At 71.0% G+C, this 25,712-nt stretch carries 25 protein-coding genes; 7 read left to right on the top strand and 18 right to left on the bottom strand.

Annotation, left to right across the window (positions count from 1 at the left end; all coding sequences use genetic code 11):
* Positions 1–22 precede the first annotated feature (22 nt).
* From AC3RX0_RS09950 to AC3RX0_RS09985, 8 genes are read right to left on the bottom strand one after another with little or no spacing between them, the layout of a single operon-like run.
* Positions 23–835: a citryl-CoA lyase gene (locus AC3RX0_RS09950; RefSeq protein ID WP_491505822.1), complete on the bottom strand. Its 813-nt coding sequence runs from the start codon at positions 833–835 to the stop codon at positions 23–25.
* A complete protein-coding gene (locus tag AC3RX0_RS09955; RefSeq protein WP_491505823.1) occupies positions 832–2,040 on the bottom strand; it encodes a CaiB/BaiF CoA transferase family protein in 1,209 nt (402 codons plus the stop codon). Before AC3RX0_RS09955 ends, AC3RX0_RS09950 begins: the two co-directional genes overlap by 4 nt.
* Complete coding sequence (locus tag AC3RX0_RS09960; protein ID WP_491505824.1) at positions 2,033–2,815, bottom strand: NAD(P)-dependent oxidoreductase; 783 nt, start codon at positions 2,813–2,815, stop codon at positions 2,033–2,035. The genes AC3RX0_RS09955 and AC3RX0_RS09960 overlap by 8 nt, the downstream gene beginning before the upstream one ends.
* A 42-nt stretch (positions 2,816–2,857) precedes the next feature.
* Positions 2,858–3,658: an IclR family transcriptional regulator gene (locus AC3RX0_RS09965; RefSeq protein ID WP_491505825.1), complete on the bottom strand. Its 801-nt coding sequence runs from the start codon at positions 3,656–3,658 to the stop codon at positions 2,858–2,860.
* 9 nt (positions 3,659–3,667) lie between these two features.
* A complete protein-coding gene (locus AC3RX0_RS09970) occupies positions 3,668–4,324 on the bottom strand; it encodes an RraA family protein (RefSeq protein ID WP_491505826.1) in 657 nt (218 codons plus the stop codon).
* On the bottom strand, positions 4,324–5,322 hold the full coding sequence (locus AC3RX0_RS09975; RefSeq protein WP_491505827.1) for a tripartite tricarboxylate transporter substrate binding protein: 999 nt from the start codon (positions 5,320–5,322) through the stop codon (positions 4,324–4,326). Before AC3RX0_RS09975 ends, AC3RX0_RS09970 begins: the two co-directional genes overlap by 1 nt.
* Before the next feature lie 48 nt (positions 5,323–5,370).
* The gene (locus AC3RX0_RS09980) at positions 5,371–6,873 is read right to left on the bottom strand and encodes a tripartite tricarboxylate transporter permease (protein ID WP_491505828.1); all 1,503 of its coding nucleotides are present in this window, start codon (positions 6,871–6,873) and stop codon (positions 5,371–5,373) included.
* Between the two features lie 3 nt (positions 6,874–6,876).
* Positions 6,877–7,473 carry a tripartite tricarboxylate transporter TctB family protein gene (locus AC3RX0_RS09985; protein WP_491505829.1) on the bottom strand — a complete coding sequence of 199 codons (597 nt, stop codon included), beginning with the start codon at positions 7,471–7,473 and terminating at the stop codon, positions 6,877–6,879.
* Between the two features lie 193 nt (positions 7,474–7,666).
* Here AC3RX0_RS09985 and AC3RX0_RS09990 point away from each other — a divergent pair, with 193 nt between their 5' ends.
* Positions 7,667–7,963 (top strand): DUF503 domain-containing protein, encoded by a 297-nt coding sequence (locus AC3RX0_RS09990; RefSeq protein ID WP_491505830.1) that lies wholly within the window; start codon positions 7,667–7,669, stop codon positions 7,961–7,963.
* Positions 7,964–7,982: 19 nt separating this feature from the next.
* Positions 7,983–8,630, top strand: a complete 648-nt coding sequence (locus AC3RX0_RS09995; RefSeq protein ID WP_491505831.1) for a hypothetical protein — start codon at positions 7,983–7,985, stop codon at positions 8,628–8,630.
* Positions 8,631–8,646: 16 nt separating this feature from the next.
* Here the strand turns inward: AC3RX0_RS09995 and AC3RX0_RS10000 are convergent, their stop codons facing one another.
* Positions 8,647–9,321, bottom strand: coding sequence for an SDR family NAD(P)-dependent oxidoreductase (locus AC3RX0_RS10000; protein WP_491505832.1), 675 nt, complete (start codon positions 9,319–9,321; stop codon positions 8,647–8,649).
* 82 nt (positions 9,322–9,403) lie between these two features.
* Here AC3RX0_RS10000 and AC3RX0_RS10005 point away from each other — a divergent pair, with 82 nt between their 5' ends.
* From AC3RX0_RS10005 to AC3RX0_RS10015, 3 genes are all read left to right on the top strand, one after another.
* Entirely contained in the window at positions 9,404–10,684 is a 1,281-nt protein-coding gene (locus tag AC3RX0_RS10005) for a M18 family aminopeptidase (RefSeq protein WP_491505833.1), read from the top strand.
* Positions 10,685–10,783: 99 nt separating this feature from the next.
* Positions 10,784–11,275: a bifunctional nuclease family protein gene (locus AC3RX0_RS10010; RefSeq protein ID WP_491505834.1), complete on the top strand. Its 492-nt coding sequence runs from the start codon at positions 10,784–10,786 to the stop codon at positions 11,273–11,275.
* 121 nt (positions 11,276–11,396) lie between these two features.
* Positions 11,397–12,761, top strand: a complete 1,365-nt coding sequence (locus tag AC3RX0_RS10015; protein WP_491505835.1) for an FAD-binding oxidoreductase — start codon at positions 11,397–11,399, stop codon at positions 12,759–12,761.
* 22 nt (positions 12,762–12,783) lie between these two features.
* Here the strand turns inward: AC3RX0_RS10015 and AC3RX0_RS10020 are convergent, their stop codons facing one another.
* Together AC3RX0_RS10020 and AC3RX0_RS10025 are read right to left on the bottom strand one after the other, a co-directional pair.
* On the bottom strand, positions 12,784–14,214 hold the full coding sequence (locus tag AC3RX0_RS10020; protein WP_491505836.1) for an alpha/beta fold hydrolase: 1,431 nt from the start codon (positions 14,212–14,214) through the stop codon (positions 12,784–12,786).
* Positions 14,215–14,254: 40 nt separating this feature from the next.
* Entirely contained in the window at positions 14,255–14,515 is a 261-nt protein-coding gene (locus AC3RX0_RS10025; RefSeq protein ID WP_491505837.1) for a hypothetical protein, read from the bottom strand.
* 115 nt (positions 14,516–14,630) lie between these two features.
* Between AC3RX0_RS10025 and AC3RX0_RS10030 the strand changes: the two genes are divergently transcribed.
* Together AC3RX0_RS10030 and purB are read left to right on the top strand one after the other, a co-directional pair.
* A complete protein-coding gene (locus AC3RX0_RS10030) occupies positions 14,631–15,137 on the top strand; it encodes a low molecular weight protein-tyrosine-phosphatase (protein WP_491505838.1) in 507 nt (168 codons plus the stop codon).
* Between the two features lie 38 nt (positions 15,138–15,175).
* Positions 15,176–16,552, top strand: a complete 1,377-nt coding sequence (gene purB / locus AC3RX0_RS10035) for an adenylosuccinate lyase (protein ID WP_491505839.1) — start codon at positions 15,176–15,178, stop codon at positions 16,550–16,552.
* A 3-nt stretch (positions 16,553–16,555) separates the two neighbouring features.
* Here purB and AC3RX0_RS10040 read toward each other — a convergent pair whose 3' ends face one another.
* From AC3RX0_RS10040 to AC3RX0_RS10070, 7 genes are all read right to left on the bottom strand, one after another.
* Complete coding sequence (locus AC3RX0_RS10040; RefSeq protein ID WP_491505840.1) at positions 16,556–17,344, bottom strand: thioesterase family protein; 789 nt, start codon at positions 17,342–17,344, stop codon at positions 16,556–16,558.
* Between the two features lie 178 nt (positions 17,345–17,522).
* Positions 17,523–18,926, bottom strand: coding sequence for an MFS transporter (locus AC3RX0_RS10045; protein ID WP_491505841.1), 1,404 nt, complete (start codon positions 18,924–18,926; stop codon positions 17,523–17,525).
* 100 nt (positions 18,927–19,026) lie between these two features.
* Positions 19,027–19,968, bottom strand: a complete 942-nt coding sequence (locus AC3RX0_RS10050; protein WP_491505842.1) for a LysR family transcriptional regulator — start codon at positions 19,966–19,968, stop codon at positions 19,027–19,029.
* A gap of 62 nt (positions 19,969–20,030) precedes the next feature.
* Positions 20,031–20,534, bottom strand: a complete 504-nt coding sequence (locus AC3RX0_RS10055) for a hypothetical protein (RefSeq protein ID WP_491505843.1) — start codon at positions 20,532–20,534, stop codon at positions 20,031–20,033.
* A gap of 2 nt (positions 20,535–20,536) precedes the next feature.
* Positions 20,537–22,033, bottom strand: coding sequence for an aldehyde dehydrogenase (locus tag AC3RX0_RS10060; protein WP_491505844.1), 1,497 nt, complete (start codon positions 22,031–22,033; stop codon positions 20,537–20,539).
* 3 nt (positions 22,034–22,036) lie between these two features.
* On the bottom strand, positions 22,037–24,091 hold the full coding sequence (locus AC3RX0_RS10065; protein ID WP_491505845.1) for a primary-amine oxidase: 2,055 nt from the start codon (positions 24,089–24,091) through the stop codon (positions 22,037–22,039).
* Positions 24,088–25,623 (bottom strand): APC family permease, encoded by a 1,536-nt coding sequence (locus AC3RX0_RS10070; protein ID WP_491505846.1) that lies wholly within the window; start codon positions 25,621–25,623, stop codon positions 24,088–24,090. The genes AC3RX0_RS10065 and AC3RX0_RS10070 overlap by 4 nt, the downstream gene beginning before the upstream one ends.
* Positions 25,624–25,712 lie beyond the last annotated feature (89 nt).

A 25,712-nucleotide genomic window follows, 5' to 3' on the forward strand; every position in this document is an offset into this window, starting at 1 on the left:
AGACGCCGCCGTCGGCGCGGCCTCAGAGCTCCCGTCGCGCGGGCCCGACGTAGGGCGCCGTCAGCGGCGGCGGTATGGGGCCCTTGATGCGACGTCCGCCCTGCTTCTCCTCCCACGCATGGGCGAGGATGCCGACGGAACGGCTGAGCACGAACAGCCCGCGGGCGAGTTCCGGTTCCATGCCGAGTTCGGCATACACCGTCGCCGTCGCGCCGTCGATGTTGATCGGCAGCGGACGCTCGCGGCCCTCCGCCAGCGCGCGCTCGAGCGCCCGCGTGCACGCGAGGTACTCACCGCCGACCTCGCCCGCGGCCACCGCCTCGTCAAGCAGCCCGAGCAGGGGGTCGCGCCGCGGGTCGTGCGTATGGAACCGGTGCCCGAACCCGGGAACGTGACGGCCGCGCTCGCGGTACTCCCGCACGACGGCGGCGGCGGCGGCATCCGGATCCCCGCCCCGCGCGCGCATGTCCTGCAGCATCGTGACGCACTCCTGCCCGGCGCCGCCGTGCACGTCGCCGAGGGTGTTCACCGCGCTCGCGACGGCGTTGTTCAGCCCCACGCCGCAGGTCGCGGCCATGCGGGCGACGGCGATCGACGGCGCCTGCGGTCCGTGGTCGGCGCTGGAGACCAGTGCCGCCTCGAGCAGTCGCGCCTGTGCCGGGGTGGGCAGGTCTCCCCGCACGAGCAGCCAGATCGTCTCGGCGAAGCCGACCCGGCCGATCAGCGACTGCACCGGGTAGCCGCGGTATTCGATGACGTTCGGGGCGATCCGGCTGACGCCGGTGGCCCACCAGGCGCGGACGTCCTCGACGTCGGGCGCCGCCGTGTCGCTCATACTCCTCCTTCGCCCCGCAGCCGGCGGATGTCGGCGTCGGTGTATCCGAGCTCGGCGAGGATCGCGTCGGTGTGCGCCCCGAGCAGCGGCGGTCCCGATCGCGGGATGCTCGGGGCGCCGTCGACATGGATGCCGTTGCCCAGCACCGCGATGGAGTCCTCGCATCCCTCCGACGGCACGTGATGCACCAGGCCCCGTTCCCGCAGCTGCTCGTGTCCGATGGCCTCGGCGACCGTGAGGACCCGGCCGGCCGGCACCCCGGCATCCGACAGCACGTCCTCCCAGTGCGCGGCGTCACGCGAGCCGAGCGCGCACTCGATGAGGTCGTGCAGCTCGCCGCGATGGCGCAGCCGGTCCTCGCGGTGGCGGAACCTGTCGTCGTCGATCAGTGCCTCGATCCCGAGCAGCCGGCACAGCGTCTCGAACTGCGACTGCCGGTTCGCCGAGATGTTCAGCAGCCCGTCGCCGGTGCGGAAGGTGCCCGACGGCGATGCGGTGAAGTTCTCGTTGCCGAGCGGCGTGGGCTCCTGCCCCGCCACCAGGTGGTTCGACACGACCCAGCCCATCGCGGTCATCGCCGTCTCGAGCATCGACACGTCGAGGATCGCGCCGGCGCCGGTCCGCTCGCGGCGCAGCAGCGCCGCCGACACGGCGAGCGCGGCGGCGAGCCCGCCGAGCGTGTCGGCGATGGGGAACCCCGCCCGCAGCGGCCCCGTCTCGGCGGTCCCCGTGGCCGACATCATGCCGCTCAGACCCTGGATGATCTGGTCGTACGCCGGCCGGTCGCGCAGCGGGCCGGTCGCGCCGAAGCCCGACACGGCGCAGTAGACGAGATCGGGACGGATGCCGTGCAGCACGTCGGGCCCGAAGCCCAGCCGCGTGAGCACCCCGGGCCGGAAGTTCTCGACCAGCGCGTCGGCGTGCGCGACCAGCCGCGTGAACACCTCGCGGCCGGCAGCGGTCTTCAGATCGACGGTGATCGACCGCTTGCCGCCGTTCTGCGCGACGAACGAGGCGCCCATGTCGCGCCGGTTGCGCTCGGCGCTCGCGCCGAGCTGCCGGGCGAGATCGCCGCCGCCGGGCGCTTCGACCTTGATGACCTCGGCGCCCAGCAGCCCCAACTGGTAGCTCGCGAAGGGCCCGGCGAGCACGTTGGTGAGGTCGAGGACGCGGATGCCGGTGAGCAGCGCGGGTTCGTCAGGCATTCGCGGCGACCCGACGACTGAAGGCTTCGAGGTACTCGGCGGAGGCGGTGCTCATGGTGTGCGGCACGCCCAGTTCGGTGAGGTAGGCCGCGGTGTCGCGCATCTCGCGGGAACGGCGTACGGCGTGCACGCGGTTGCCGGCGAGGAAGCGGTCGATCACCTTCTGCCCGTCGCCGGCGAGCTGACCGGCGATCTGCGCCCGTGTCCACTCGACCAGGCCGGCCGCCTCTGCGGCGTCGACGGCCTCGCAGATGATGGACGACAGCCCCTTCATGAAGATGCTGCGCAGCAGCTTGTGCGCCATGGCGTCGCCGGGGCGGGCATCGGGCAGCACCTCGATGTCGCCGCCGAACGCGCCGAGCAGCTCGGCGGCGCGGTCGGCCCCGGGCCCGGCGAGCATGAGGGGCACCCGCGTGCCGTGCACCGAGACCGGCCCGAGGATCGCGACGTCGGCGAACGCGGCGCCGATGAGCTCGAGCTGCGCGCCGATCTCGCGCATCACACCCGGCGAGGCCGAGGTGAAATCCAGGTACAGCGTGCCGGCCGAAAGGTGCGCGAGCGCGTCCGCGGCGATGCGCGGCGCGGCAGCGGCCGAGGCCATGACCAGCACGGCGTCGGCACCGGCGACGGCATCGGGCAGCGTCGGCGCCAGCGGGACGGCGCCCCCGGCCGGCACGGCGACCGCGTCGAACCCGACGACCTCGTGACCGGCCCGGTGCAGAGACTCGGCGTATCGCGAGCCCACTTCACCCATTCCGATGACGGCACACTTCATGAGGACTTCACTTTCTGTCTGCGTGAGCAGGAATCGATCCGCTCACGGGATGCGGGCAATCGCCGCCGCCGCCCGTTTGATCTCGGAGATCATCGCCGGGTCGTCGGAGCGCTGCGTTGATTCGGTGGGGCTGAGCAGGGCGAGCACCGCGATCAGATCGCCCCGGTGGTCGGTGACCGGCGCGCTGATGCTCACGGTGCCGACGGCCCGTTCCGCGAACGAGATGTGGTACCCCTGCTCGCGGATCCGCCGGGACTCGGCCCACAGCTCGTCGGCGCTGAACGGATGCCCCTGGATGGTGCGCATGACCTCGGGCAGCCCGGCGGCCATCGCGTCGAACTCCTCGCGGTCCATGAACGAGACGAAGATCTTGCCGCTGCCCAGGTGCAGTGGCAGCAGGCGCCCATTGGGCAGCTCATACCGCAGCGGATCCTTGCCGTTGACGCGCACGATCTGCACCCGGTGCAGCCCGTACTGCACGTACAGCGCGACCGACAGCCCGGTGGCGGCGGCCAGCTCCTGCATGTACGGCTTCGCGTGCCGCGAGAGGGCGCTGTCGCGGGTGAACCCGTACGAGGTCACGAGGCTGGCGACGCCCAGCCGGTACCGCTGCTGTTCCGACGCGACGAACTGCCGCCGGTCCAGCACCGTGAGGATCCGCAGCGCGGTCGCGGGGGTCAGACCCGTCGCACGGGCGATGTCGACGAGCCGCTGCGGACCGTCCGCGGCGACCAGTGCTTCGAGGACGTCGATCGCACGCTCCAGCGAGCGCATCGTGCTGGCAGGTGCCGCGGATGCATCCGCGGTCTGCCGCGCATCGTCCGTACGACGTGTCTGTGGCATCTCGACTCCTCAGCTCTTGACGGTTCGCGCTGGAATCGATGACTCCGCGCCGAGCGCCTCAAGTATGCCAATCTCCCTCTCGGCCTTGGCCTCGGCCGCGTCGAGCACCTCGTCGAGGCGGTCCGGCGTGATGACGACGACCCCGTCGGCGTCGCCGGCGACGTAGTCGCCCGGCTGGATGACCACGCCGCCGACCGCGACCGGCACGCCGATCCTGCCGGGGCCGAACTTGTAGGGACCGGCCGGCGTCAGGGCACGGGCGAACACCGGCACTCCGAGTGCGGCCAGGCCCTCGGCATCCCGCACCGCGCCGTCGATGACGAAGCCGACGGCACCGGCCACCTGAGCGCGGCGCCCGATGAGCTCGCCGATGAGGGCACGGCTCTCGTCGGCTTCGCCGTTGACCACGATCACGTCGCCGGGCTGCACGAGGGGCAGCGCCTCGTGGATCGTCTTGTTGTCGCCGGCGCGGGTCCAGACCGTCAGGGCACGACCGGCCAGACGGGCGCCCTCCCACACCGGCTTGATCGCCGAGTGCAGGATGCCGAGCCGTTCCATCACGTCACCGATCACCGCGACCGGGAGGGCACGCAGACGCTCGAGCACGGCATCCTCGTCGTCACGACGGGTGCTGGATGCCGCGGCGGCGGCGGTCGCTGTCGTCATCAGGATCCCGCCTTGATCTCGGGCAGCAGGGCCTTGTACGTCTGCTCCTGGCTGGACCAGAACTCGTTGTAGTCCGACGAGCTCAGGTATGCGGTGGGCAGGCCCAGCTTGTCCATCTGTGCGATGACGTCCTTGTCTTGGATCGCGGCGCCGAAGGCGTCTTCGAGCTTCTTCTGCACGGCCTCGGGCAGCCCCGCGGGTGCGACATAGCCGCGCGCGGTGCCCTCTTCGACGTCGTAGCCGACCTCCTTGAATGTGGGGACGTCCGGCAGCGAGGCGCTGCGCTTGGCATCCATGACGCCGAGCACCTTCACCTGGTCGTTGCCGTTGTCGACGATGTCCGAGACGTTGCCGACGTAGATCTGGACATGCCCGCCGAGGAAGGCCGACATCGCCGACGCCGCCCCCTCCGAGAACGCGACGAGGTTGAACGTGGCGCCGGTCGCCTTCTCGACCGACAGCATCGCGAACTGCTCGCCGGTCTGGATGCCGGTGGTCGTGGCCGACAGCGTGCCCGGGTGGGCCTTCGCGTAGTCGATCAGCGATTTCAGGTCCTTGAACCGGCTGTCGGCCTTGACGGCCACGACCTGCGGGTCGAACACCTGGCGCGCCAGCGGCAGGAAGCTCTCGCGCGTCCAGGTGGCGCCGCGGGACTTGTCGAGCGGGGTGACGACCACCGACGGGGCGCTGACCGCGCCGACGGTGTAGCCGTCGGGCTTGGCATTGGCCACGGCGGTGTAGCCGATCTGGCCGCCGGCGCCCGGCTTGTTCACGACCTCGACGTTGACGCCGAGCTGCTTCTCGAGGGCCGGGGCGACCACGCGCGCGGCGGTGTCGACCGAGCCGCCGGGCGCATAGGCCACGATCAGCTCGATCGACTTGCCCTTCTGCGGCCAGCTCGCGGCATCCTTCGCGCCTTTCGCTGCGGTGCTGCAGGCCGACAGGCCGACGACCAGCGCGGCTGCGGAGGCGACGACGAGGATCTTCTTCGACTTCATGTCACTTGCCTTTCGTGGGGTGTTGCAGGGTGAGGTGGAGCGGATGGGTCAGACTTCGACGTCGACGGCGAGGGCCGCCGGCTTGCGGATCTTCAGCAGGGGGCTTGCCATGATGGCGACGCCGATGAGGATGAAGACGAGGGCGAACGGACGCGTCACGAAGATCGAGAACGCGCCCTGCGAGATCTCCAGTGACTCGCGCAGAGACCGTTCCATGAGCGGCCCGAGCACGAGGGTCAGCACGAGCGGCGCCATCGGGATGTCGAGGCGGCGGAAGATCAGCCCGACCACGCCGAACGCGATCATGACGAACACGTCGAAGACGCTGTAGTTGATCGTGTACGACCCGACCACGAGGAAGATCATGATCACCGTCAGCAGGATCGGGTGCGGGATCTTCAGGATCGCGGTCCACACCCGGATCAGCGGGATGTTCAGGATGAGGCAGATCAGGTTGCCGATGAACAGGCTCGCGATGATCGCCCAGGCGATCTCGGCGTGCTCGGTGAACAGCGAGGGCCCGGGTGTCAGGCCCTGCTGCAGGAACGCGCCCATCAGCACGGCGATCGTCGGCGAGGCGGGGATGCCGAGGGTGAACAGGGGGATCAGCGCGGCGTTCGCGTGCGCGTTGTTGGCGGTCTCGGGACCGGCGACCCCCTCGATGGCGCCCGTGCCGAGCTCTCTGCGGTGCTTTGCGAACTTCTTCTCGGCACCGTAGGAGAGCAGGGACGTCACTGTCCCGGTCATTCCGGGGATGAGGCCCATGAGAAAGCCGATCGCGGTGCCGCGGCCGATCGACGGCGTCGCCCGCCGCATGTCGGTGCGGCCGGGCAGCATGCCTCGCAGGCCCCCGGTCAGCGCACGCGTCGACCCCTCGGCCGTGGCGCTGACGAGGATCTCGCTGAGACCGAAGATGCCGACGATCACGGCGACGAAGCTCACCCCGTCGAGCAGGTTCTCGCTGCCGAACGTGAATCGCGGCATGCCGACCACGGGATCGATCCCGACCAGCGAGATGAGCAGGCCGAGGATGCCGGAGATCAGGGCCTTGATCATGGACTTGCCGGCGAGCGCCACGAGGAGCGAGATGCCGACGACCATCAGACCGAAGAACTCGGGCGGCCCGACCTTCAGACCGAGCGAGCCGAGCGGCTTGGCCGCGACGACGAGCCCGATCGTGGCGATCGTGCCGCCGATGAACGAGCCGATGGCGGCGATGCCCAGGGCGACGCCTGCCCGGCCCTTCTTGGTCATCTGGTAGCCGTCGATGGCTGTGATGGCAGAGGATGCCTCGCCCGGCGTGTTCAGCAGGACGCTCGTGATCGTGCCGCCGTACTGGCTGCCGTAGAAGATCCCGGCGAGCATGATGATGGCGCTCGTGGGGTTCATCGACAGGGTGAGCGGGATCAGGATGGCCGTGCCCGCGACCGGACCGACGCCCGGCAGCACGCCGACGAGCGTGCCGAGCACGCAGCCGATCAGCGCGAACATCAGGTTCTCGAAGGTCAGCGCGCTCGCGAAGCCGTTCAGCAGTTCGCCCAGGATGTCCATCGCTCACAGCCCGATCAGGTTGAGGAACTCGACGTTCGAGTACGGCAGGGCGACCATGAGCAGGTCGTTGAAGACGTGGAACACGCCGATGCTCCCCGCGAGGGCGATGATCAGCACCGTGTACCAGCGCCGGTGGGCGCGGAACCAGAGGTGGTACACGATGAACAGGAACATCGGCAGTTGGAAGCCCAGCGGGATCATCAGCACGGCCAGCACCAGCAGGCTGACGATGACGTCGACGATGTGCTTGCGCTCGATCGCCGCGGTGTCGGCGCCCGCATGCGCGGGCTCGGCGGGCGCGGGCTCGGTGTGCGCGGGCTCGGTGTGCGCGGGAGAACCGCGACGGATGCGCCGGGACTGGAAGAACCAGGCGACGGTCAGGACGCCGAGGCCGATGCCGAGGAAGAACGGGAAGAAGCCGGCGCCCGGACCGAGCGTCACCATGAGCCCGAGCGACAGCGAGTTCACGACGATGGCGATCGACAGCGCGAACAGGAGGATCTGCGCGCCGAGTTCGAGCCGCGGGGCCGGCGGCGGGTCTGCGGTCTGGGTGTCGGCCTCGACGACCGGGGTCCGGTCGTCGGAAGCAGCGGAGGTCACGATGGATCACGCCTTTCGCCGTTGAAGGGGTTCGTGTGTCGGGTACGAGAACGGGACGGGTCACATTTCATTGTGTGAAATGTTCTTTCATTTCTGCGCGATCATGTAAGCGCACTCCATCGGCCGTGTCAACCTCGGATCTCTCGCCCGTCCGAATCGCCCCGGAACCGCGCCGCGGTGTCATGCTCGACGTATGTGGATCGGGTGGATCGAGTTCGACCTGCTGCTCGGCGATGTGCACTCCCTGAAAGAGAAGCGCAGCATCCTTCGCCCCCTCGTGGCCGACCTCAGTCGGCGGACCGAGGCCGCCGCGGCCGAGGTCGGCGAACAGGACCTGTACCGTCGCGCCTCCGTGGGCGTATCGGTCGTCGGATCGCATGCCGGGCACGTGCGCGACGTGCTCGACCGTGCCGAGCGCACGGTGGCCGAAGAGCATCCCGAACTGACTCTGCTGTCGGCGCGGCGGGGCCTGCATTCCAGCGGCGACTGAACCGGCGTAGCCTGCGAGCATGCGCTCGCTGCGCACCCTGCGGGGCGATCGATGGCCGCGCGACATGGGCATCACGGTCGAAGACCACCCCAGCGCGCTGCTTGAGCTGCTCTGGGTGCGCGACGCGTGGAGCCTGACCGTGACGGGCGACTTTCCGCCGCCGCTGGCCGAGCATCCCGAGCCGATGGATGTGGCCGCCCGCGCCACACAGGATGTCGCCGCGTGGCAGGCGGCGTGGCCGGAGCTGTGGCGGGGGGCGCTGGCCCACACGGCCGAAGAGGTGGATCACTCCCGCTTCAAGACCGTCATGACGCTGGCGCCCGGATCGCCCGAGCGCCGGCAGCTGCTGCAGCGCTTGTACGGGCCGAGCTGGCACGACCGCTTCGGCGACGAGGGCCTCGGCGACGGATACCGCGTGTGGAGCAACCGCCACGTGCAGCGGCAGATCGCACGCATGCACGAGCGCCCCCGCGACGAGCAGCCCGAGCGGGCGAGCCTCGACGCGCTCGTGCCGGCGTGGCGCCGCGGTCTGACCCGCGTGGTGCTCGTGCCGTGCGAGGGCGACTTCACCCGCACGATCGGGCCGCACGCGTTGCTCATGACCGAGGCCGCGCGCGACGATCCGCAGCGCTACGGCCGGGCGCTGTCGACCTTCGCGGTCGCGTGAGGGATGGATGCCGGAGTCAGAGGCCGGTCGCGCCGCGCACGCGGTGACCGACCGCGATGCTCTCGCCCGAGATCGTGCCCGTGCGCGGCGACAGCAGCAGGGCGATGAGGTCGGCGACCTGCGCCGGGGTGCACTGGCCCGAGCGGCCCACCGGGATCTCGACCTCGGGCTCGTCGACGACGATGCCCGGGCTGACGGCGTTGACGGTCACGCCGGAGCCGGCTGCGGCATCCGCGAGGTTCTTCGCCACGATCACGAGCGCCGCGTTGCGCACCGACCCCGTGATGTTGCCGGTCTGGAACGCGTTCTGCCCGCTGACGCCGACGATCCGCCCGTACCCCGCGTCGGTCATGGCCGGCAGCACCGCATTCGCGACCCGCAGGAACGACATCGCCTTCGCGTCGAACGCCGCCAGCGCCTGCGCCGGATCGGAGTTGCGTTCCGGATCCAGGGTGCGCGCGCTCGGCGCGGCCGCGACCACGAGCCCGTCGATGCGGCCGTGCTCGGCGAGCAGCTGCGCGATGCCGACCCGCACGGACGCGTCGTCGGTGGCATCCATCACCAGGCCTTCGTGACGGGATGCCGCGACCGCCGTCGCGCCTTCGGCCCGCAGCCGTTCCACGACGGCTGAGCCGAGCAGTCCGGTGCCGCCGACGACGAGGATGACGCGATCATGCAGTTCGAGGTCCATGCGCCCGACGATAGTCGCCCGGCGGCGCGGAGCGGCCCGCGTACGATCGAGACGTCCCGTCTGCACATCGGAAGGCCGCACCGTGCCCGTCACTCCCGACGCCCTCGCCCACGCCGACGACCTCGCCGACTTCGTCGCGGCGTCGCCGTCGAGCTTCCACGCCGCGGCCGAGGTCGCGCGTCGACTGGCCGCGGCCGGATTCACCCGCCTGGACGAAGCCGACGCGTGGCCGGCACAGCCGGGCGGACGGTTCTTCGTCGTGCGCGACGGCGCCGTGATCGCGTGGGTCGTGCCGGCGGCGGCCACGGCCGCGACGGGCGTGCACATCTTCGGCGCACACACCGACTCTCCGGCGTTCAAGCTCAAGCCGCAGCCGACGACCGGATCGGGCGGCTGGCTGCAGGCCGGCGTCGAGATCTACGGCGGACCGCTGCTGAACTCCTGGCTCGACCGCGAGCTCACGCTGGCCGGTCGCCTCGTCCTCGACGACGGCGCGCAGGTCCTGGCATCCACCGGACCGCTGCTGCGGCTGCCGCAGCTGGCGATCCATCTCGACCGCGCCGTGAACGACGGCCTGGCCCTGAACAAGCAGTCGCAGACCCAGCCGGTGTGGGGGCTCGGCGAGGCCGAGTCGGCCGACATCCTGGGCGAGCTGGCGGCAAGCGCAGGCGTGGATGCCGCGCGCATCCGCGGCTACGACATCGTCACCGCCGACACCGCGCGCGGGCAGGTGTTCGGCAAGGATGCCGCGTTCTTCGCCGCCGGCCGGCTCGACGACCTCGCCTCGGTGCACGCGGGCGTGGCGGCTCTGACCCGCATCGACGAGCCCGGCGCGCACATCGCGATGCTCGCCGCGTTCGACCACGAAGAGGTCGGGTCGGCGACCCGGTCGGGCGCGGCGGGGCCCTTCCTGGCCGACGTGCTCGAGCGGGTCCGGATCGCGCTGGGCGCCGACCGCGAGCAGCAGCTGCGGTCGCTTGCCGCGTCGTGGTGCGCGTCGAGCGACGTCGGACACTCGGTGCACCCGAACTACGCCGACAAGCACGACCCGGTGGTCCAGCCGGTGCTCGGATCGGGCCCGATCCTGAAGATCAACGCGAACCAGCGGTACGCGACGGATGCCACGGGGGCGGCCGCCTGGCACGCCTGGTGCGACGCGGCCGGCGTGTCGAGCCAGGAGTTCGTCTCGAACAACACCGTGCCGTGCGGATCGACGATCGGCCCGATCACCGCGACGCGCCTGGGCATCCGGACGGTGGACGTCGGCATCCCGATCCTGTCGATGCACTCGGCGCGCGAGCTCGCCGGCGTCTCGGACCTGCACGACCTGACCCGGGTCGCCACCGCGTTCTTCGCCGCATAGCCCGGCCGGCCCCGGCGCGGCCGGGGGCGCGGCGCGCCGACTCTCGGGCCGCACGGAGCGGGGGTGCGTACCATGGCCAGACGGGCAACGGAGGGAAGCATGGTCGAGGTACGAGTCGCGGGCGTCGCGCTCGACGCCGGCGGGCAGCACGTCATCCTGCTGCAGCCGGTCGAGGCGACCCCCGGCGAGAGCAAGCTGCTGCCGATCTGGATCGGCCCCATGGAGGCCACCTCGATCATGGTCGCGATCGAGGGCACCGACACCCCGCGTCCTCTGACGCACGACCTGGTGCGCTCGATGCTCGAGACGCTCGGCGTGCAGGTCGAGCGGGTCGAGGTCACGCGCATCGAGGACAGCACCTTCTACGCCGAGATCACGCTGAACTCGGCCACCGGCATCCAACGCGTCGACGCGCGCCCCTCGGACGCCATCGCGATCGCCTCGCGCACCGGCGCCCCGATGTTCGTGGCCGACGAGGTGCTCGCCGAAGCGGGCGTCGAAGATGTGATCAGCGAGGCCGAGGCCGAAGCCGACGTGCAGGAGTTCTCCAAGTTCATCGACGAGGTCGACCCCGACGACTTCCGCGAGTAGCGTCGGAACCGCGGCGTACAGTCCCGGGATGTATCGAATCTGGGTTTGCGGGCCTCTGTACGAATGCGCGGCTCCGCTATGGGAGTGGATGCCGCAGCCTGACTGAAATTGGGGATCAACCATGGCTGTCATCACCGACGATGCCCTCGCGCGCCTGCGCGACCTACTGGGCGAACGACTCATCCTGCCGACCGACCCGGAATACGAAGCGGCGCGACTGCCGTGGAACCGGGCCGTCGACCAGCGCCCGGTCGCCGTCGCCCTGCCGCACACCGATGACGAGGTCGCCGCGATCGTGCGGGTCGCCGCGGCATCCGGCCTGCGCGTCGCCCCGCAGTCCACCGGCCACGGTGCCGGGGCCCGCGTCGACCGCGACCTGTCGCGCACGATCCTGGTGTCGCTCGAGCGCATGCGCGGGGCGAGCGTCGATCCGGTCGCGCGCACGGCCCGGGTGCGCGGCGGCAGCATCTGGAACGACGTCGTCGAGGCGGCCGCCGAGCACGGGCTCGCCGCGCTGCACGGCAGCTCGGGCGATGTGTCGGTCGCCGGCTACATCCTCGGCGGCGGCGTCTCGTTCTACGGCCGCCGGCACGGCCTGGCAGTGAACGCCGTCCGATCGGTGCGCGTGGTGACCGCGCAGGGCACGATCGTCTCGGCCGGCGCCACCCAGAACACCGACCTGTTCTGGGCGGTGCGCGGCGCCTCGGGCGGGGTCGGCATCGTCGTCGAGCTCGAGATCGACCTGCTGCCCTACCCCGACGTGTTCGCCGGCATGCTGCTCTGGGACGCCGCCCGCGCCGCCGAGATCGCCCACGCGTGGCGGCAGTGGACGGCGGACGCCCCCGAGTCGGCGACGACGGCCCTGCGGATCATGCACTTTCCGCCGATCCCCGAGCTGCCGCCGTTCCTGTCCGGCCGTTCGGTCGTGGTCATCGACGGCGCGGTGCTCGAGACGGACGCCGAGGCCGCAGCGCTGCTGGCCCCGCTGCGCGCGCTGCAGCCCGAGGTCGACACGTTCGGCCGGCTGCCGGCCGCGCGCCTGGTCGAGATGCACATGGATCCGCCCGTCCCCTCGCCCGCCGTGTCGGGTCACGCCATGCTCGGCGGGATGGATGCCGCGACCGTCGACGCGTTCGTCGCGGCGGCGTTCGAGGCCCGCCCGATGATCAGCGAGGTGCGGCACGTCGGCGGCGCGTTCGCCCGGCCCGCCGCGCAGGGGGGTGCCCTCACATCGCTCGACGGCGGGTATCTGCTGTCGACGATCGGTCTCGTGCACGATCCGGCCGCGATGGATGCCGCATCTCGCGCGACCCGCGCTGTGATCGAGGCGCTCGCGCCCTGGCACTGCGACGGCATGGCGCTGACGTTCACCGAGGACGGCCGCGACCTCGCCCCGGCGTTCGGGCCGAACGCGGCGCGGCTGTCGGCGCTCAAGCGCGAGCTCGACCCCGACGCCGTGCTCGCCCCCGCCCACTGCGTGGCCTGAGCCGCCGCGGCGCATCCGACGCTCACACCGAGGTTCGCCCAGGCCCGGGCGCCGGCGCGGGCGGGGCGGGTGACATCCGCTGCGCCGGCGCAGCGGGGGCGGGCGCCGGCCGCTGAGCGCTGTACTCCGCCGCGGTGACCGAGCGCGCCGCCTGCAGCTCGCCGAGCGTCGCGCGCAGGGGCGCCGTGCGCGGATCGGTCGAGGCATCCAGCATCCGCGCCGTCGCGACGTAGGCCGGCAGGTGATGCGGTGCCAGGTGCAGGTCCTGCACGCCCGGCGGCGGGTCGCCCACCCGCTCGACGACCATGCTGCCGGGCGACCCCACCTGGGCAGCCGACCCGCCGGCGGCCAGAGACTGCACCACGTCGTCGGTGTGCCGCAGCTGGACGCTGAGGGTTGTCGGCCCGACGTCGGCCTCGGTGGGCGAGCCCGCCGTGGCCAGCAGAACCGGGTCGTAGCCGCCCTCCATCGCGAGCCGGTCCGCGATCATGCCACCCTGCGAGTGGCCGAACAGGTAGACCTCGGCGCCCGCCGGCGCCCCCACGTCGTCGAGTGCCGCGCGCACGGCCTCGTACGATGCGGAGTCCCGGCCGAAGTAGAGCTGCAGGTTGGACGCCATGTCCCACGGCTCCACCCCCTCGCCGTCGAGCGAGCCGGCGCGGGTGCCGGCGATGTAGACGGCGTACCGCGTCGAGCCGTCCGGCATCGCGTACGTCTCGATCCGCACGCGCGCGTCGCCGACGTCGGGGATGCGCGCGAACGCCGACGCCAGGTCGGCAGGCGGCGAGGTCGGCATGGGCGCCCGCGTCGGACGCACGATCACCGGCGGGCGCGGTCCGTCGAGCCGTTCGCACTGCTCGATCGTCCCCCCGCCGACGCGGCGCGCGAGCTGCTGCATCTCGTGCGCGGCATGCGCCAGGGCCGACAGCGCCGCAGCCGTGAGGATGATGCCCGGCACCAGGGCGAACGCGGCCAGAAGACCGCCGGGCACCAGGACGTCCGCGCTCATGCCGTCGACGAGCTCGGACGCCACCCGCGTCCGCTCCCGGTCTTCGAGCCGGTCGGCCGCGCGCGCCGCTTCGGGATCGGCGCTCTCGATCCGCGCGATGGCGGCGGCGAGGTCGGCCGCCCGGTCCGCTTCGTGCGCAGCGGCCAGGCGGGCCCTCAGCTCGACGAGCTCGTACTCGTCGGCGAGCTGCCGCAGCCGCCGCTCCAGGATGGCCGCGCCGTCGGCTCGCGCGGCCATCAGCCTCGCCGCCTGCTGCAGCGCGGACGACGTCGTCCCGGCGACGGCCACGCCCTGCTGCTGCAGCCACCACCCCAGGTCGCCGAGGTCGACCGAGATCTCGTCGAGTTTGGCGCCCACCAGTGCGAATCGGTCCGCCGCGGCGCGCAGGCTCTCGGTGTCGACAGCGACGATCCCGCCGCTGCGGATGTCGATCCCGTCGGTCACCTCTCTCCTCCCCGTGCGCCCCTGCATGCGCACTCGTCGGTCACGGCGGGGCCGCCAGCACGGCGCGCATCGTCGCGAGCTCCTGCTCCTGGTCGCCCAGGCGTGCGGCGACCTGCTGCAGACCCGCCTGCCAGTCGCGCACCTGCGTCCGATAGCCCGCGACCGCGTGGGCCCGCCAGGCGGTGTCGTCCTCGATCGACCCGGCGAGCACCATGAGAGTGTCGAGGCGCTGCCGGGCATCCCGCAGGCGCGAGATCGCGGCATCCAGCACCTGCACGGCGGCGTCGATCACAACGGTCATGCCCCCACACTGTCCGATCACGCACGCCCGCCGGGTGCCGATAGTCCGGTCCGTGGACAGATCGGCATTACGCCTCGCCTGTGCAGGAGCCGTCGAAGGTCGCACAATGGAATCCATGACCGACACCCCGCCGACGTTCCGCGTGGTGTTCGTCTGCACGGGCAACATCTGCCGCTCGCCGATGGCCGAGGTCGTCTTCCGCTGGTTCGCCGACTCGGTGGGCCTGGGCGATCGTGTGGTCTCGACCAGCGCGGGCACGGGTGACTGGCACGTCGGCGAGCGCGCCGACCGGCGCACGATCACGTCGCTGGCCCACCACGGCTTCGACGGCGGCGAGCACCGCGCCCGCCAGTTCGGCTACCGCGACTTCGACGACAACGACCTCGTCGTCGCCCTCGACACCGGCCACGAGCGGGTGCTGCGGGAGTGGGCGCGCGGTGAGGACGACGAGGCGAAGATCGCCTTGCTGCTCTCGTTCGACCCGCGGGCGAACGGGGCGCGCGACGTGCCCGATCCGTACTACGCGGGCCCCGACAAGTTCGACGAGGTGCTCGGTATGATCGAGAGCGCATGCCGGGCGCTCTTCCGGCAGCTCGAACCCGCGATCCGCGCCGCCGGCTGATCCGCTGCGAGCCGGGTCGGCGACGAAACGGGAGACCCGTGACCGCTCTTTCCCCGCAGCCGATCAGCCCTCTCGACGGACGCTACCGCGACGCCGTCGCCCCCCTGGGCGAGTTCCTCTCCGAGGCGGGGCTGAACCGTGCCCGCGTCGAGGTCGAGGTCGAATGGCTGATCGCCCTGACCGACCGGTCGCTGTTCGGCACGACGCCGCTGACCGAGGCCGAGAAGGACGACCTGCGGGGCCTTTACCGCGACTTCGGGCAGGACGAGATCGACTGGCTCGCCACGAAAGAGGCCGTGACCCGCCACGACGTGAAGGCCGTCGAGTACCTGGTGCGCGACCGGCTCGCGGCCCTGGGCCTGGACCGTATCGCCGAGCTCACGCACTTCGCCTGCACGAGCGAGGATGTCAACTCGACCTCGTACGCACTGACCGTGCAGCGCGCCGTGCTGGGGGTGTGGCTGCCCAGGCTGCACGAGGTGATCACGAAGCTGCGGGCCCTGGCCGAGCAGCACGCCGACGCAGCGATGCTCGCGCGCACCCACGGACAGCCCGCGACGCCGACGACGATGGGCAAGGAGCTGGCCGTGTTCGCCTGGCGCCTCGAGCGCGTCGCCGAGCAGATCGCAGACGGCGAGTTCCTCGCCAAGTTCTCGGGGGCGACGGGTACATGGTCGGCGCACCTGGCCGCCGAGCCCGACGTCGACTGGCAGGCGCTGTCGCGCGGGTTCGTCGAGGGCCTGGGCATCGGCTTCAATCCGCTGACCACCCAGATCGAGTCCCACGACTGGCAGGTCGAGCTCTACGATCGCGCGCGTCATGCCGGCGGCATCCTGCACAATCTGGCGACGGATGCCTGGACCTACATCTCGCTCGGCTACTTCGCGCAGATCCCCGTCGCCGGCGCCACCGGGTCGTCGACGATGCCGCACAAGATCAACCCGATCCGGTTCGAGAACGCCGAGGCCAACCTCGAGATCGCCGGCGGCCTGTTCGCGACCCTGTCGCAGACGCTGGTGACCTCGCGTCTGCAGCGAGACCTCACCGACTCGACCACGCAGCGCAACATCGGCGTCGCGTTCGGGCACTCGCTGCTCGCGCTCGACAATCTGCTGAAGGGCCTGGACTCGATCTCGCTGTCGCGCGACGTGCTGCTGGCCGACCTCGACGCGAACTGGGAGGTGCTGGCCGAAGCGATCCAGACCGTCGTGCGCGCCGAGATCGCCGCCGGTCGGTCGTCGATCTCGGACCCGTACGCCATGCTGAAGGACCTCACCCGCGGTCACCGGGTCGGGCCGGTGGAGCTGGCCGAGTTCGTGCAGGGCTTGGACATCTCGGATGCCGCGAAGCACCGCCTGCTGCTGCTCACGCCGGCTTCGTACACGGGGGTGGCCGAGCGCCTGGCCCGGAGGTAGCGGCTACCGGGGTCGAACGGTGAGCGCCTGATCGACGGTGCCGATCGGGCCCTGCTCGTCGTGCAGCACGGTGTGGGTCAGTCCCATGCCGGTCGGGCCGAAGCTGACCGTGGTGTCGGCGCCGATCCAGGTGTCGTCGGCCGACGCGAACGCCGGCTCGCGGAACAGGTGCACGGTCAGGTCGATGTTCGGGAACGCCGCCCGCTCGGGCAGCACGCGCACGGTGACCCCGTTCAGGATGTCGACCGACCCCAGCGTGCGGGCGGTGGCCGAGGCATCCTCCCCGTCCACGAGCGGCAGACGCGGCCGCAGCCAGGACCACGCGCGGCCGGGATGCTGCTGCCGGCGACGGGTCTCGACCGTCGTGACGAACCGGCCCGGCCACACCTCGGACGCGCTCCACTCCGGCAGCGACTCCCGCGGCGGCATCGGCGGCAGGTCGGAGCCGGCGAGCGCCGCAGTGTCGCCGCGCTGCATCCACCACGCCCGCGCGATCACGGCAGGCCGGTCGTCGTGGCAGAGCACGGCCTCGACCAGCTCGACCGTGCGGCCGGGCCGCAGCACGCGCACCTCGGTGTCCATGACGTCGATCGGGATCACGCCGAGGATGTCGTACGACACCCGCGCCAGCTGCATGCCGTCGTCACGGCGGGCGCGGTGCTCGTGCTCGATGACGTGCGCGATCAGGCCGAGCGCGGGGGCGATGTGCTGCTCGGCGGGGTTCCACGCGCCTTCGACGCCGGACGTCGCTCGGAATCGGGTGGGACTCAGACGCTCGAAGTACGCAGGCACCTTGGCATGGTATGCCCGCACGGGCGCCTCACAGACTTCGGAGAATCGCCGCGACGTCGGAGCCGGACGGCGATTCGCCTCCGAAGTTCGCGCGATCATCCGAAGCCTGTGAGGCACGATCCCTCATGCAGGGCCGGCATCCTTGCCGAGCGGGCGGTCGTCGCCGACCGGACCGGCGTCAGCCGCGGACCGCGCGAGCGCGCGGCAGCCGCACGGTGGCCGTGTTCAGGTCCTGCTCCTTGATCAGCGAGATGCCGCGCGTCTCGGGCAGTGTCCACACCGTGACGACGCCGACCGCGCCGACCACGAGCAGGAACCAGCCGGGCACCAGGCCGTTGCCGGTGATGTCGATGAGCCAGGTCAGCAGGTACGGGGCCGTGCCGGCGAACAGGGCGGCGGTGACCGCGTAGGCGATCGACAGCCCGGTCTGCCGGGTGCGGGTCGGGAACAGCTCGACCACCGTGACGGCGTGGGTGCCGAGCACGATCGCGAGCAGGAACGCGAGGCCGAACGTCGAGACGAACACGGCCCAGTCCGATCCGACCTGCATGAGCAGGAACAGCGGCACCGACAGCACGGTCTGCGCGATCGCGGCGAACATCAGCACCGGCTTGCGGCCGAAGCGGTCCGAGGCGATGCCGGCCAGCGGCACGACGATCAGGCCGAGCGCCGAGGCCAGCGTCGACAGCAGAGCCGCGCGGCCGGCGTCGAAGCCGATCGTCTCCTCCTGGTAGGTGAGCAGGTAGACGAGCACGACGTAGAACGTGACGTTCATGAAGATCTCGATGCCGCAGGTCTGCAGGAACTCGCGGCGGTTGCGCTGGAAGACCTCCTTGACCGGCGCGTGCGAGACGGCCTGCAGCTCCTTGAGCTGCTCGAAGTCGGGGGTGTCCTCGATCTTCAGGCGGATGTACAGGCCGATGACGCCGAGCACCGCGGTGAACAGGAACGGGATGCGCCACGCCCATGCGGTGATGGTGTCGCCCGGGAAAGCGACGTTCAGCAGGTACACCGCGAACGACGCGAGCAGGAAGCCGAGCAGGCTGCCGAACTCGAGCCAGCTGCAGCCGAAGCCGCGGCGCCTGCGCGGCGAGAACTCGCCGAGGAACGCGGCCGCGCTGCCGAACTCGCCGCCCGCCGCCAGGCCCTGCACGATGCGGGTGACGATGAGCAGGATCGGTGCGAGCAGCCCGATCGCGTCATAGCCGGGCAGCAGCCCGAGCACGAGCGTGGCCGCGGCCATCGCGATGATGACGATCGACAGGGTCGTCTTGCGACCGAGCCGGTCGCCCAGTCGCCCGAAGATCACCGCGCCGATGGGCCGCACGAAGAACGACACGGCGAACACGGCGAAGGTGGCCAGCAGGCCCGCGGTGTGGTTCGACTCCGGGAAGAACACGACCGCGATCGTGCCGGCCATGTAGGCGTAGACGGCCCAGTCGAACCAGTGCACGAGCACGCCGATGGACCCGGCGACGACGCTCTTGCGCAGGCTCTTCGGCGAGATCTGGTCGCTGGGTTCGAACGCCGGGTCGGTGAATGCCGGGTCGGTGGGGTCGGGTGCGGATGCTGCAGTCGACATTGACGGGATCCCCTCGTTGATGGATCGATTCGAGACGATCCTGCGGGACGACGAGGGCATCTGTAAAACAGATAAAACCGGGAACGGCCTTCGAGTCAGCCTATACCTCCTCGTCAACGCGGGTTGCGGCATCCGTCCCGAGCGTCTGCCGGCACTGGTCGATGAACGCCGTCGCGCGGCGGGTGAGGTTGCTGCCGGCCAGGTGCACGGCGACGACCGGCAGTCCGTGCCACTCGCCCTGCAGCGGCCGGGTCACCACCGGCAGGTTCTCGTAGCTGACCTCGATGTCGGTGTGCTGCGTGAGGATCGAGTAGCCCAGGCCCCGGGCCACGAGCGCCCGCACGAGTTCGAACTCGGTGGTGCGGAACCGGATGGTCGGCGTCAGCCCGTGCAGCGTGAACAGCGACCGGAAGTACTCGCCGCCCGGAGGGAGGTCGAACAGGATGAGCGGCTCGTCGGCGAGGCGTGTGATCGGGATGCTGTCGAGCCCCGCGAGCGGGTGGCCTTCGGGCAGCAGCACGTGCGGGGGGATGGCCTGCAGCTCGACCTTCTGCACGTCGCCGGTCAGCAGGTCGGCTGCGAACTCGTAGTCGTAGAGCAGCGCGACGTCGCACGTGCCGTCGAGCAGCTTCGAGCGCAGCTGGGCGTGCGAGCCCACGACGAAGTTCAGGTCCACGGCGGGGTTCGCGGTCAGGTAGGCGTCCAGCACCGCCGGCAGCAGGTGGGGCGCCAGCGTCGAGTAGCAGCCGACGGTGAGCCTGCCCGACAGCGACTCGTTGTGCTCTTCGGCGCTGCGCTCGAGGTCGTCGGCCTGCTCGAGCAGCTGCCGCGCCCCGCGCAGGATCGACTGCCCGACGGTCGTGAGCGTCAGGCCCCGCGCGTGGCGCACGAACAGCTGCACGCCGAGGTTCTCTTCGAGCTCGGCCAGCGCCGTCGACACCGCCGACTGCGACAGGAAGACGCGCGCGGCCGCCGCGGTGACGCTGCCGGTCTCGGCGGCGGCGACGAAGTACTCCAGCTGACGGAGGGTGATGCGCGCCATGCGCCCCACTTTAGACGCGTCGTGGTGGTCTTCCGCGGGCGGGGATGCCACGTCCCGGGCTGTCACAGCGCGTGTACGAGGGTCGAGGCCGCCATCGTCAGGATCATGCCCGCAGAGGCGGCGAGGTGGACGCGGTGCCGCGGCATCCCGGCACCGCCGCGGCGCGCCATCTCGGCGCCGTCGCAGGTCCACCGCATCGCGATCCAGGCTGCGACGGTGAGCACGACGACGACCGCGCCGGCGCCGGTCACGCCGGCGCCCGAGTGGGCGTGCGTCACGTGCGCCGTGGCGGGCCCGCCGGCGTGGCCGCACAGCATCGCGGCGACCGAGAGCCCCATCATGGCGAGCGCGTCGAGCACGGCCGGCAGCGCCGCCGGATCACGACGGGCCCGCGGCGCCTGCGCGAGCGCCAGGCCGAACAGCACCAGCGCCGCGGCGGCGTGCGCCGCCGCGGCGCCGCCGACGAGGCACGGGATCATGGCAGCGGCCATCAGGCCGTGCCGCAGCAGCGCACCCACCCGGGCGCCCCCTCGGCGGCCGATCGCATCGCCGGTCAGCGTGACCATGCTCAGCCGAACTGGATCCAGGTCGTCTTCAGCGCCGAGTAGGCGTCGAACGCGTGCAGCGACAGGTCGCGGCCGAAGCCCGACTGCTTGAACCCGCCGAACGGGGTGGTCAGCCCGAGCGCGTCGACGGTGTTCACCGACACCGTGCCGGCGACCAGGCGCTGCGAGACGCGGTGCGCACGCGCCAGCGACGAGGTCCAGACCGACGCGGCCAGGCCGTACGTCGTGGCGTTCGCCTTGGCGACGGCCTCATCCTCGGTGTCGAACGCCTCGACCGTCAGCAGCGGCCCGAACACCTCGGTGCTGTGCAGCGGGTGCGCCTCGGGCAGGCCGGTCACGACGGTGGGCACGATGAACGCGTCCGACCCGTCGATCGCGGGCCGCTCGGCGCCGACCACGACCGAACCGGCCTCGCGGGCGCTCGTGATCGCCGCCCACACCTCGTCGGCGTGCGCGGTCGAGACGAGCGATCCGGTGCCGCTGGCCTCGTCCAGCGGATCGCCGGGCGCGTAGGCACGGCTGGCCTCGGCCACGAGCGCGACGAACTCGTCGTGGATGCTGCGCTCCACGAGCAGGCGGCAGTTGGCCGAGCACACCTCGCCCTGGTTGTAGAACGCGCCGCGGGCGGCGGTCTCGGCGGCACCCGGCAGGTCGTCGCAGTCGGCGAACACGATGTTCGCGCTCTTGCCGCCGGCTTCGAGGCTCAGCCGCTTCATGTTCGAGCGGCCCGAGTACTCCAGCAGGGTCTTGGCGACCGCCGTCGAACCGGTGAAGGTCAGCGCGTCGATGTCGCGGTGCATGCCGATCGCCTCGCCGACGCGTCCCCCGGGGCCGGGCACGACGTTGAGCACGCCGGCGGGGATGCCCGCCTCGAGCGCCAGATCCGCCAGGCGCAGTGCCGACAGCGGCGAGACCGACGCCGGCTTGTGCACGATGCTGTTGCCCAGGGCCAGGGCCGGTGCGAGCTTCCATGCGGCGATCTCGAGCGGATAGTTCCACGGCGTGATCGCCGCGACCACGCCCAGCGGCTCGCGGGTGACCAGCGCGGTGGACCCGCGCGGGGTCGCCGGGATCTCGTCGAGCAGCTTGTCGACCGCCTCGGCGTACCAGCGGAACGTCGCGATCGCGCCGGGCACGTCGACCTCGCGCGCCTCGCGCACGGGCTTGCCCATGTCGAGGCTGTCCAGCAGCGCGAGCTCGTCGGCGTGCTGCTCCATCAGGTCGGCCAGGCGCAGCATCCCGACCTTGCGCTCCTCGGCCGACAGCCGGCTCCAGCGGCCGTCCTCGAACGCGGTACGGGCGGCGGCGACGGCCCGGTCGATGTCGCCCGCGTCGAGCGCTGCGACCTCGGCGTGCACCGCGCCGGTGGCCGGGTTCACGTCGGCGCTGGTCGCACCCGAGGCGGCGTGCACGCGCTGCCCGTCCACGACCGCGCGGCCGTCGATCGTCAGTCCCGCGGCACGCGCGTGCCACGAGTCGGTCAGGATGTCGGTGGTCATGCCTCAGTGCCCTTCCTGTCCGTCGTGGCCGTGTCCGTCGTGGCCGTGCTCGCCGTGGCCCGCGTGCTCGGCGTGGCCGCCGCAGCGGCATTCGCCGCCCGCGCAGCCGCAGCCCGCACCGCTCACGCAGTGCGCGGCGGGCCTGGGCAGGTCCAGCGCCGGGTTCTGGTCGAAGAACCCGTACGGCTTGAGCGTGAAGCCCATCCGGTCGACCGGCATGATCGGCCAGTCCTCGGGGCGCGGAAAGTGCGTCATGCCGAACGCGTGCCACACCACGATGTCCTCGTCCTCGATCGAGCGGTCCTTCGCGACCCACTCGGCGATGCCGTGGTTGCCCGGGTTCTGGTTGACGTACTCGCCGGACGGGAAGCGCTCGGTCTCGTCGTACTGCGTCACCCACAGGTTCTTCGTGGCGAACGCGGCGCGTCGCGAGATGGATGCCGCGGGGTCGGCCATCAGGGTCGGCTGGCCGCTCGGGCGCAGCTCGTACGCGACCTGCGCGCCATGGCGGTTCATGCGCTCCGGGTTGAGGATGTGCCAGGCGCGGCCGACGGTGTTGTCGGCCAGACGCACGCCCTCGGTCTCGGTGTGCAGGCGCGTGACCGACTTGGTGAAGCCGTTGCCCCACGGGTTGTCGGGACCCATCGGCACGCGCTGCACCTCGATCTCTTCGATCGCGTTGCGGTCGCCGTCCACCTGCATGTCCAGCCGGGCGCAGAACATGTGCTGGTGGAACGGCATGCCCAGTCCCTCGTCGCCCAGCGGCGTCGACCAGCGCTCGCGCTGCGCCCGGTCGCTGTACGCGGCGGTGTAGACGACGCCGGTCGCCTTGCACTCCAGCTCGATCGTGCCGTCGAGGTACAGATACCAGTAGAACCCGTAGTCGTAGTTGCCGACCGTGATGAAGAACGAGATCACCAGGCGCCGGTTGCGGCGCACGTCGGCCGACAGCGTGAACTCGTCGGTGTGCTTGTAGAGGATGCCGGCATCCTCTTCGTGCATGCAGATGGCGTTGTGGATCGTCTTCGGGTGCCCGTGGTCGTCGGCCAGCACCGCGTCGAAGTACGTGATGTCGCCCAGGCAGTCGCAGCCGAGCTCGAGCGAGTTGGCGTTCTTGCCCATCGAATACTCGCCGGCGTCGAAGTAGTTCTGCCAGAACCGCACCGGACTCGGGTCGCCGTAGGGCACGACCATCTCGGGCACCGACGCGCGGTAGACGATGGGGCGGCGCTTGCCCATGTCGTCGAAGCTCAGCTGGTGCAGCACGAGGCCCTCCACCGGGTCGAAGCCCAGGCGCACCTGCCATTTCTCCCACGTGACCACGTCGCCGTCGACGGCGAAGCTCGGCCCCTCGGGCTGGGTGATCTCGATCGGCTTCTGCGTCGTGCGCGGCTGCGGCATCCACTCGTCGAGGTGGAAGTCGAACCGCTCCTGCGGGATCGGGACCACCTCGGTGTCGATCAGCTCGACGACCTCGCCCGTGTTGGTGTCGAGGTAGGCGACCAGGCCCTCGACCGGGTGCGCCCACGCGTTGTCGGTCGGGTCGTGCTGGATGAACGTCGAGCCGCGCACGAGCCGACGGCCCGCTTCGCCGGGGATGTCGAAGACGCCGGCCGACAGAGCGCACACGCGCGCGGTGGTGAGGTCGGTGACCCCACGGCGGGCCATCGCCGCCCGCCAGCCGGCGTCGGCACGGATCATCTCCTCGGCCTGCTCGTACTCCTCGGCGGTGATCGGCGGCTGCCCCTCGGTGAGGATGTCGAGCACGCGCGACGAGACCACGCGGCGGTCGCGCACCGAGACGACGAGCTCGGTCACCTCCTGCGTGTCACGGTCCAGCAGCAGCGTGCGCACGAGCCGGTCGAGGTCGGTGCGGCCGGCGACGACGGCCTTCTTGTCGTGCTCGACCAGGGTCACCAGGGTGAACAGCGTGCGCTCGGACACGTAGCCGGCGTTGACGATCACGACACGGTTGGCGGCGATCTCGTCGGCGGTCAGGCGTGCCAGGGGGTGCGTGTCGGTCGCGGTCTCGGCGACGTCGTTCGCGATCGTCATCATCTCTCTCCTTCAAGCGCCACCGGCGCGTCGTCGTCGATGGTCGTCAATGTCGTGGTGTCGGGCAGGGGCCGCTCGGCGCGGATGCGGGCGCCGCGGATGTAACCGACCAGGGCGAGGGCGCCGAGCACGACGAGCGTGCCGATCGTCAGCAGCTCGAACGGCAGCTGCTGCACGCCCCAGTTGTCCTCGAAGTCGTACGCGATGCCGAACAGGGCCTCGAGGGTGCCCGGGAAGACGGTGACCCACGATCCGAGCAGCACCCACAGGAAGCAGATGACGCCGAGCGTCGTGAACACGCCGTTGGAGCCGGGGACCCGGTACGGGCGCTCGACGCCCGGGTAGGCATGGCGCAGCTTGATCGCGGCGGGCACGATCAGCAGGTAGCTGAGCAGGAACGTCGAGATCGAGATGTTCAGCACCACCTGGAACAGCGCCGCCGAGCTGCCGGTCAGCTGCATCGCGGCGATCAGGAACACCGTGGCCACGACGCCCGAGAGCAGGTTCACGTGCACCGGGGTGCCGAGCTTCTTGTGGAACTTGCCGAAGAAGCCGCCGAAGAACGCGCCGTCGGCCGCGGTCAGCGCCTGCATGCGGTCGCTGATGATCATCCACGACGCGCCCTGCGAGGCGAGGATGATGACGAACATGAGCGCGGCCAGGAACACCAGCGGCGTCGAGAGCGCCCCGTACACGCCGAACACCGTCTTGACGGCGTCCATCAGGCCCCCGATGCCGGTGATCGTCTTCGACGGCAGCACGAGCAGCATCGCCAGGATCGGCAACAGGTAGCACGCGGCCGACACGATGCCCGAACGGGCGATCGAGACCGGGATGTCGCGCTTGGGGTTCTTCATCTCGCCGGAGGCGCTGTTGGCGGACTCGAAGCCGAGGTAGGCGAACAGCAGCAGCGGCACGAGGCCGAGGAAGCCGCCGAGCGTCGGGCTGAACGAGCCGAGGTCGAGCTGCTCGATGCCGTGCTGCGAGGCGTAGAGCACGGTCGTGATCAGGAAGAAGCCGAGGAAGACGAGCTTGAGGATCGCGCCGAGGCTCGGGATCCACTTGGCCCGGGCCAGCGACAGGATCGCGGCGACCACGGTGATCCAGATGAAGACGATCTTGAAGACCCAGTCCCAGAACGAGCCGTGCGGCAGCGGCGAGATGAAGGCGTCCCAGGTCTCGGACGCCAGGAACGCCATCGATCCACCGACCCACACCGGCTGGGTGATCCAGCTGAGGATCGAGGCCAGCGCGCCGGCGGGCCGGCCGAACGCCCGGCGCACCCAGAGGTACGCGCCGCCTTCGCCGATGAACGTGCTGCCGGTCTCGGCGAAGATCATCGCGTACGGGATCAGGAAGAACACGGCGAGCACGAGCGTCCAGGTGAACGTCTCGGCGCCGAACGACGCCGTCTCGGCGAGCACCTCGATGCTGAGCACCGCCGACATCACCAGGAAGATGATGTCGAAGCGCCCCAGCGTCTTCTTCAGGTGCCCGGTCTCCTGCTGAGCGAGGACGGTCGAGTCGTTGTCCATCGTTCCACCTCCTTGTGGTTCCGGTCCCCCGGATTCTTTGCGATGCATCTCAAAGAATTGCATCTGCGGCGGCTGATCGGAAGACCGAC

It is taken from the genome of Microbacterium sp. W1-4-2 (assembly GCF_058349885.2).

Excerpts from the sequence above, each read along its gene's own strand:
- AC3RX0_RS09950 (WP_491505822.1), bottom strand. The coding sequence starts at position 835 with ATGAGCGACACGGCGGCGCCCGACGTCGAGGACGTCCGCGCCTGGTGG.
- AC3RX0_RS09955 (WP_491505823.1), bottom strand. The coding sequence starts at position 2,040 with ATGCCTGACGAACCCGCGCTGCTCACCGGCATCCGCGTCCTCGACCTC.
- AC3RX0_RS09960 (WP_491505824.1), bottom strand. The coding sequence starts at position 2,815 with ATGAAGTGTGCCGTCATCGGAATGGGTGAAGTGGGCTCGCGATACGCC.
- AC3RX0_RS09965 (WP_491505825.1), bottom strand. The coding sequence starts at position 3,658 with ATGCCACAGACACGTCGTACGGACGATGCGCGGCAGACCGCGGATGCA.
- AC3RX0_RS09970 (WP_491505826.1), bottom strand. The coding sequence starts at position 4,324 with ATGACGACAGCGACCGCCGCCGCCGCGGCATCCAGCACCCGTCGTGAC.
- AC3RX0_RS09975 (WP_491505827.1), bottom strand. The coding sequence starts at position 5,322 with ATGAAGTCGAAGAAGATCCTCGTCGTCGCCTCCGCAGCCGCGCTGGTC.
- AC3RX0_RS09980 (WP_491505828.1), bottom strand. The coding sequence starts at position 6,873 with ATGGACATCCTGGGCGAACTGCTGAACGGCTTCGCGAGCGCGCTGACC.
- AC3RX0_RS09990 (WP_491505830.1), top strand. The coding sequence starts at position 7,667 with ATGTGGATCGGGTGGATCGAGTTCGACCTGCTGCTCGGCGATGTGCAC.
- AC3RX0_RS09995 (WP_491505831.1), top strand. The coding sequence starts at position 7,983 with ATGCGCTCGCTGCGCACCCTGCGGGGCGATCGATGGCCGCGCGACATG.
- AC3RX0_RS10000 (WP_491505832.1), bottom strand. The coding sequence starts at position 9,321 with ATGGACCTCGAACTGCATGATCGCGTCATCCTCGTCGTCGGCGGCACC.
- AC3RX0_RS10010 (WP_491505834.1), top strand. The coding sequence starts at position 10,784 with ATGGTCGAGGTACGAGTCGCGGGCGTCGCGCTCGACGCCGGCGGGCAG.
- AC3RX0_RS10015 (WP_491505835.1), top strand. The coding sequence starts at position 11,397 with ATGGCTGTCATCACCGACGATGCCCTCGCGCGCCTGCGCGACCTACTG.
- AC3RX0_RS10025 (WP_491505837.1), bottom strand. The coding sequence starts at position 14,515 with ATGACCGTTGTGATCGACGCCGCCGTGCAGGTGCTGGATGCCGCGATC.
- AC3RX0_RS10030 (WP_491505838.1), top strand. The coding sequence starts at position 14,631 with ATGACCGACACCCCGCCGACGTTCCGCGTGGTGTTCGTCTGCACGGGC.
- AC3RX0_RS10045 (WP_491505841.1), bottom strand. The coding sequence starts at position 18,926 with ATGTCGACTGCAGCATCCGCACCCGACCCCACCGACCCGGCATTCACC.
- AC3RX0_RS10050 (WP_491505842.1), bottom strand. The coding sequence starts at position 19,968 with ATGGCGCGCATCACCCTCCGTCAGCTGGAGTACTTCGTCGCCGCCGCC.
- AC3RX0_RS10055 (WP_491505843.1), bottom strand. The coding sequence starts at position 20,534 with ATGGTCACGCTGACCGGCGATGCGATCGGCCGCCGAGGGGGCGCCCGG.
- AC3RX0_RS10060 (WP_491505844.1), bottom strand. The coding sequence starts at position 22,033 with ATGACCACCGACATCCTGACCGACTCGTGGCACGCGCGTGCCGCGGGA.
- AC3RX0_RS10065 (WP_491505845.1), bottom strand. The coding sequence starts at position 24,091 with ATGATGACGATCGCGAACGACGTCGCCGAGACCGCGACCGACACGCAC.
- AC3RX0_RS10070 (WP_491505846.1), bottom strand. The coding sequence starts at position 25,623 with ATGGACAACGACTCGACCGTCCTCGCTCAGCAGGAGACCGGGCACCTG.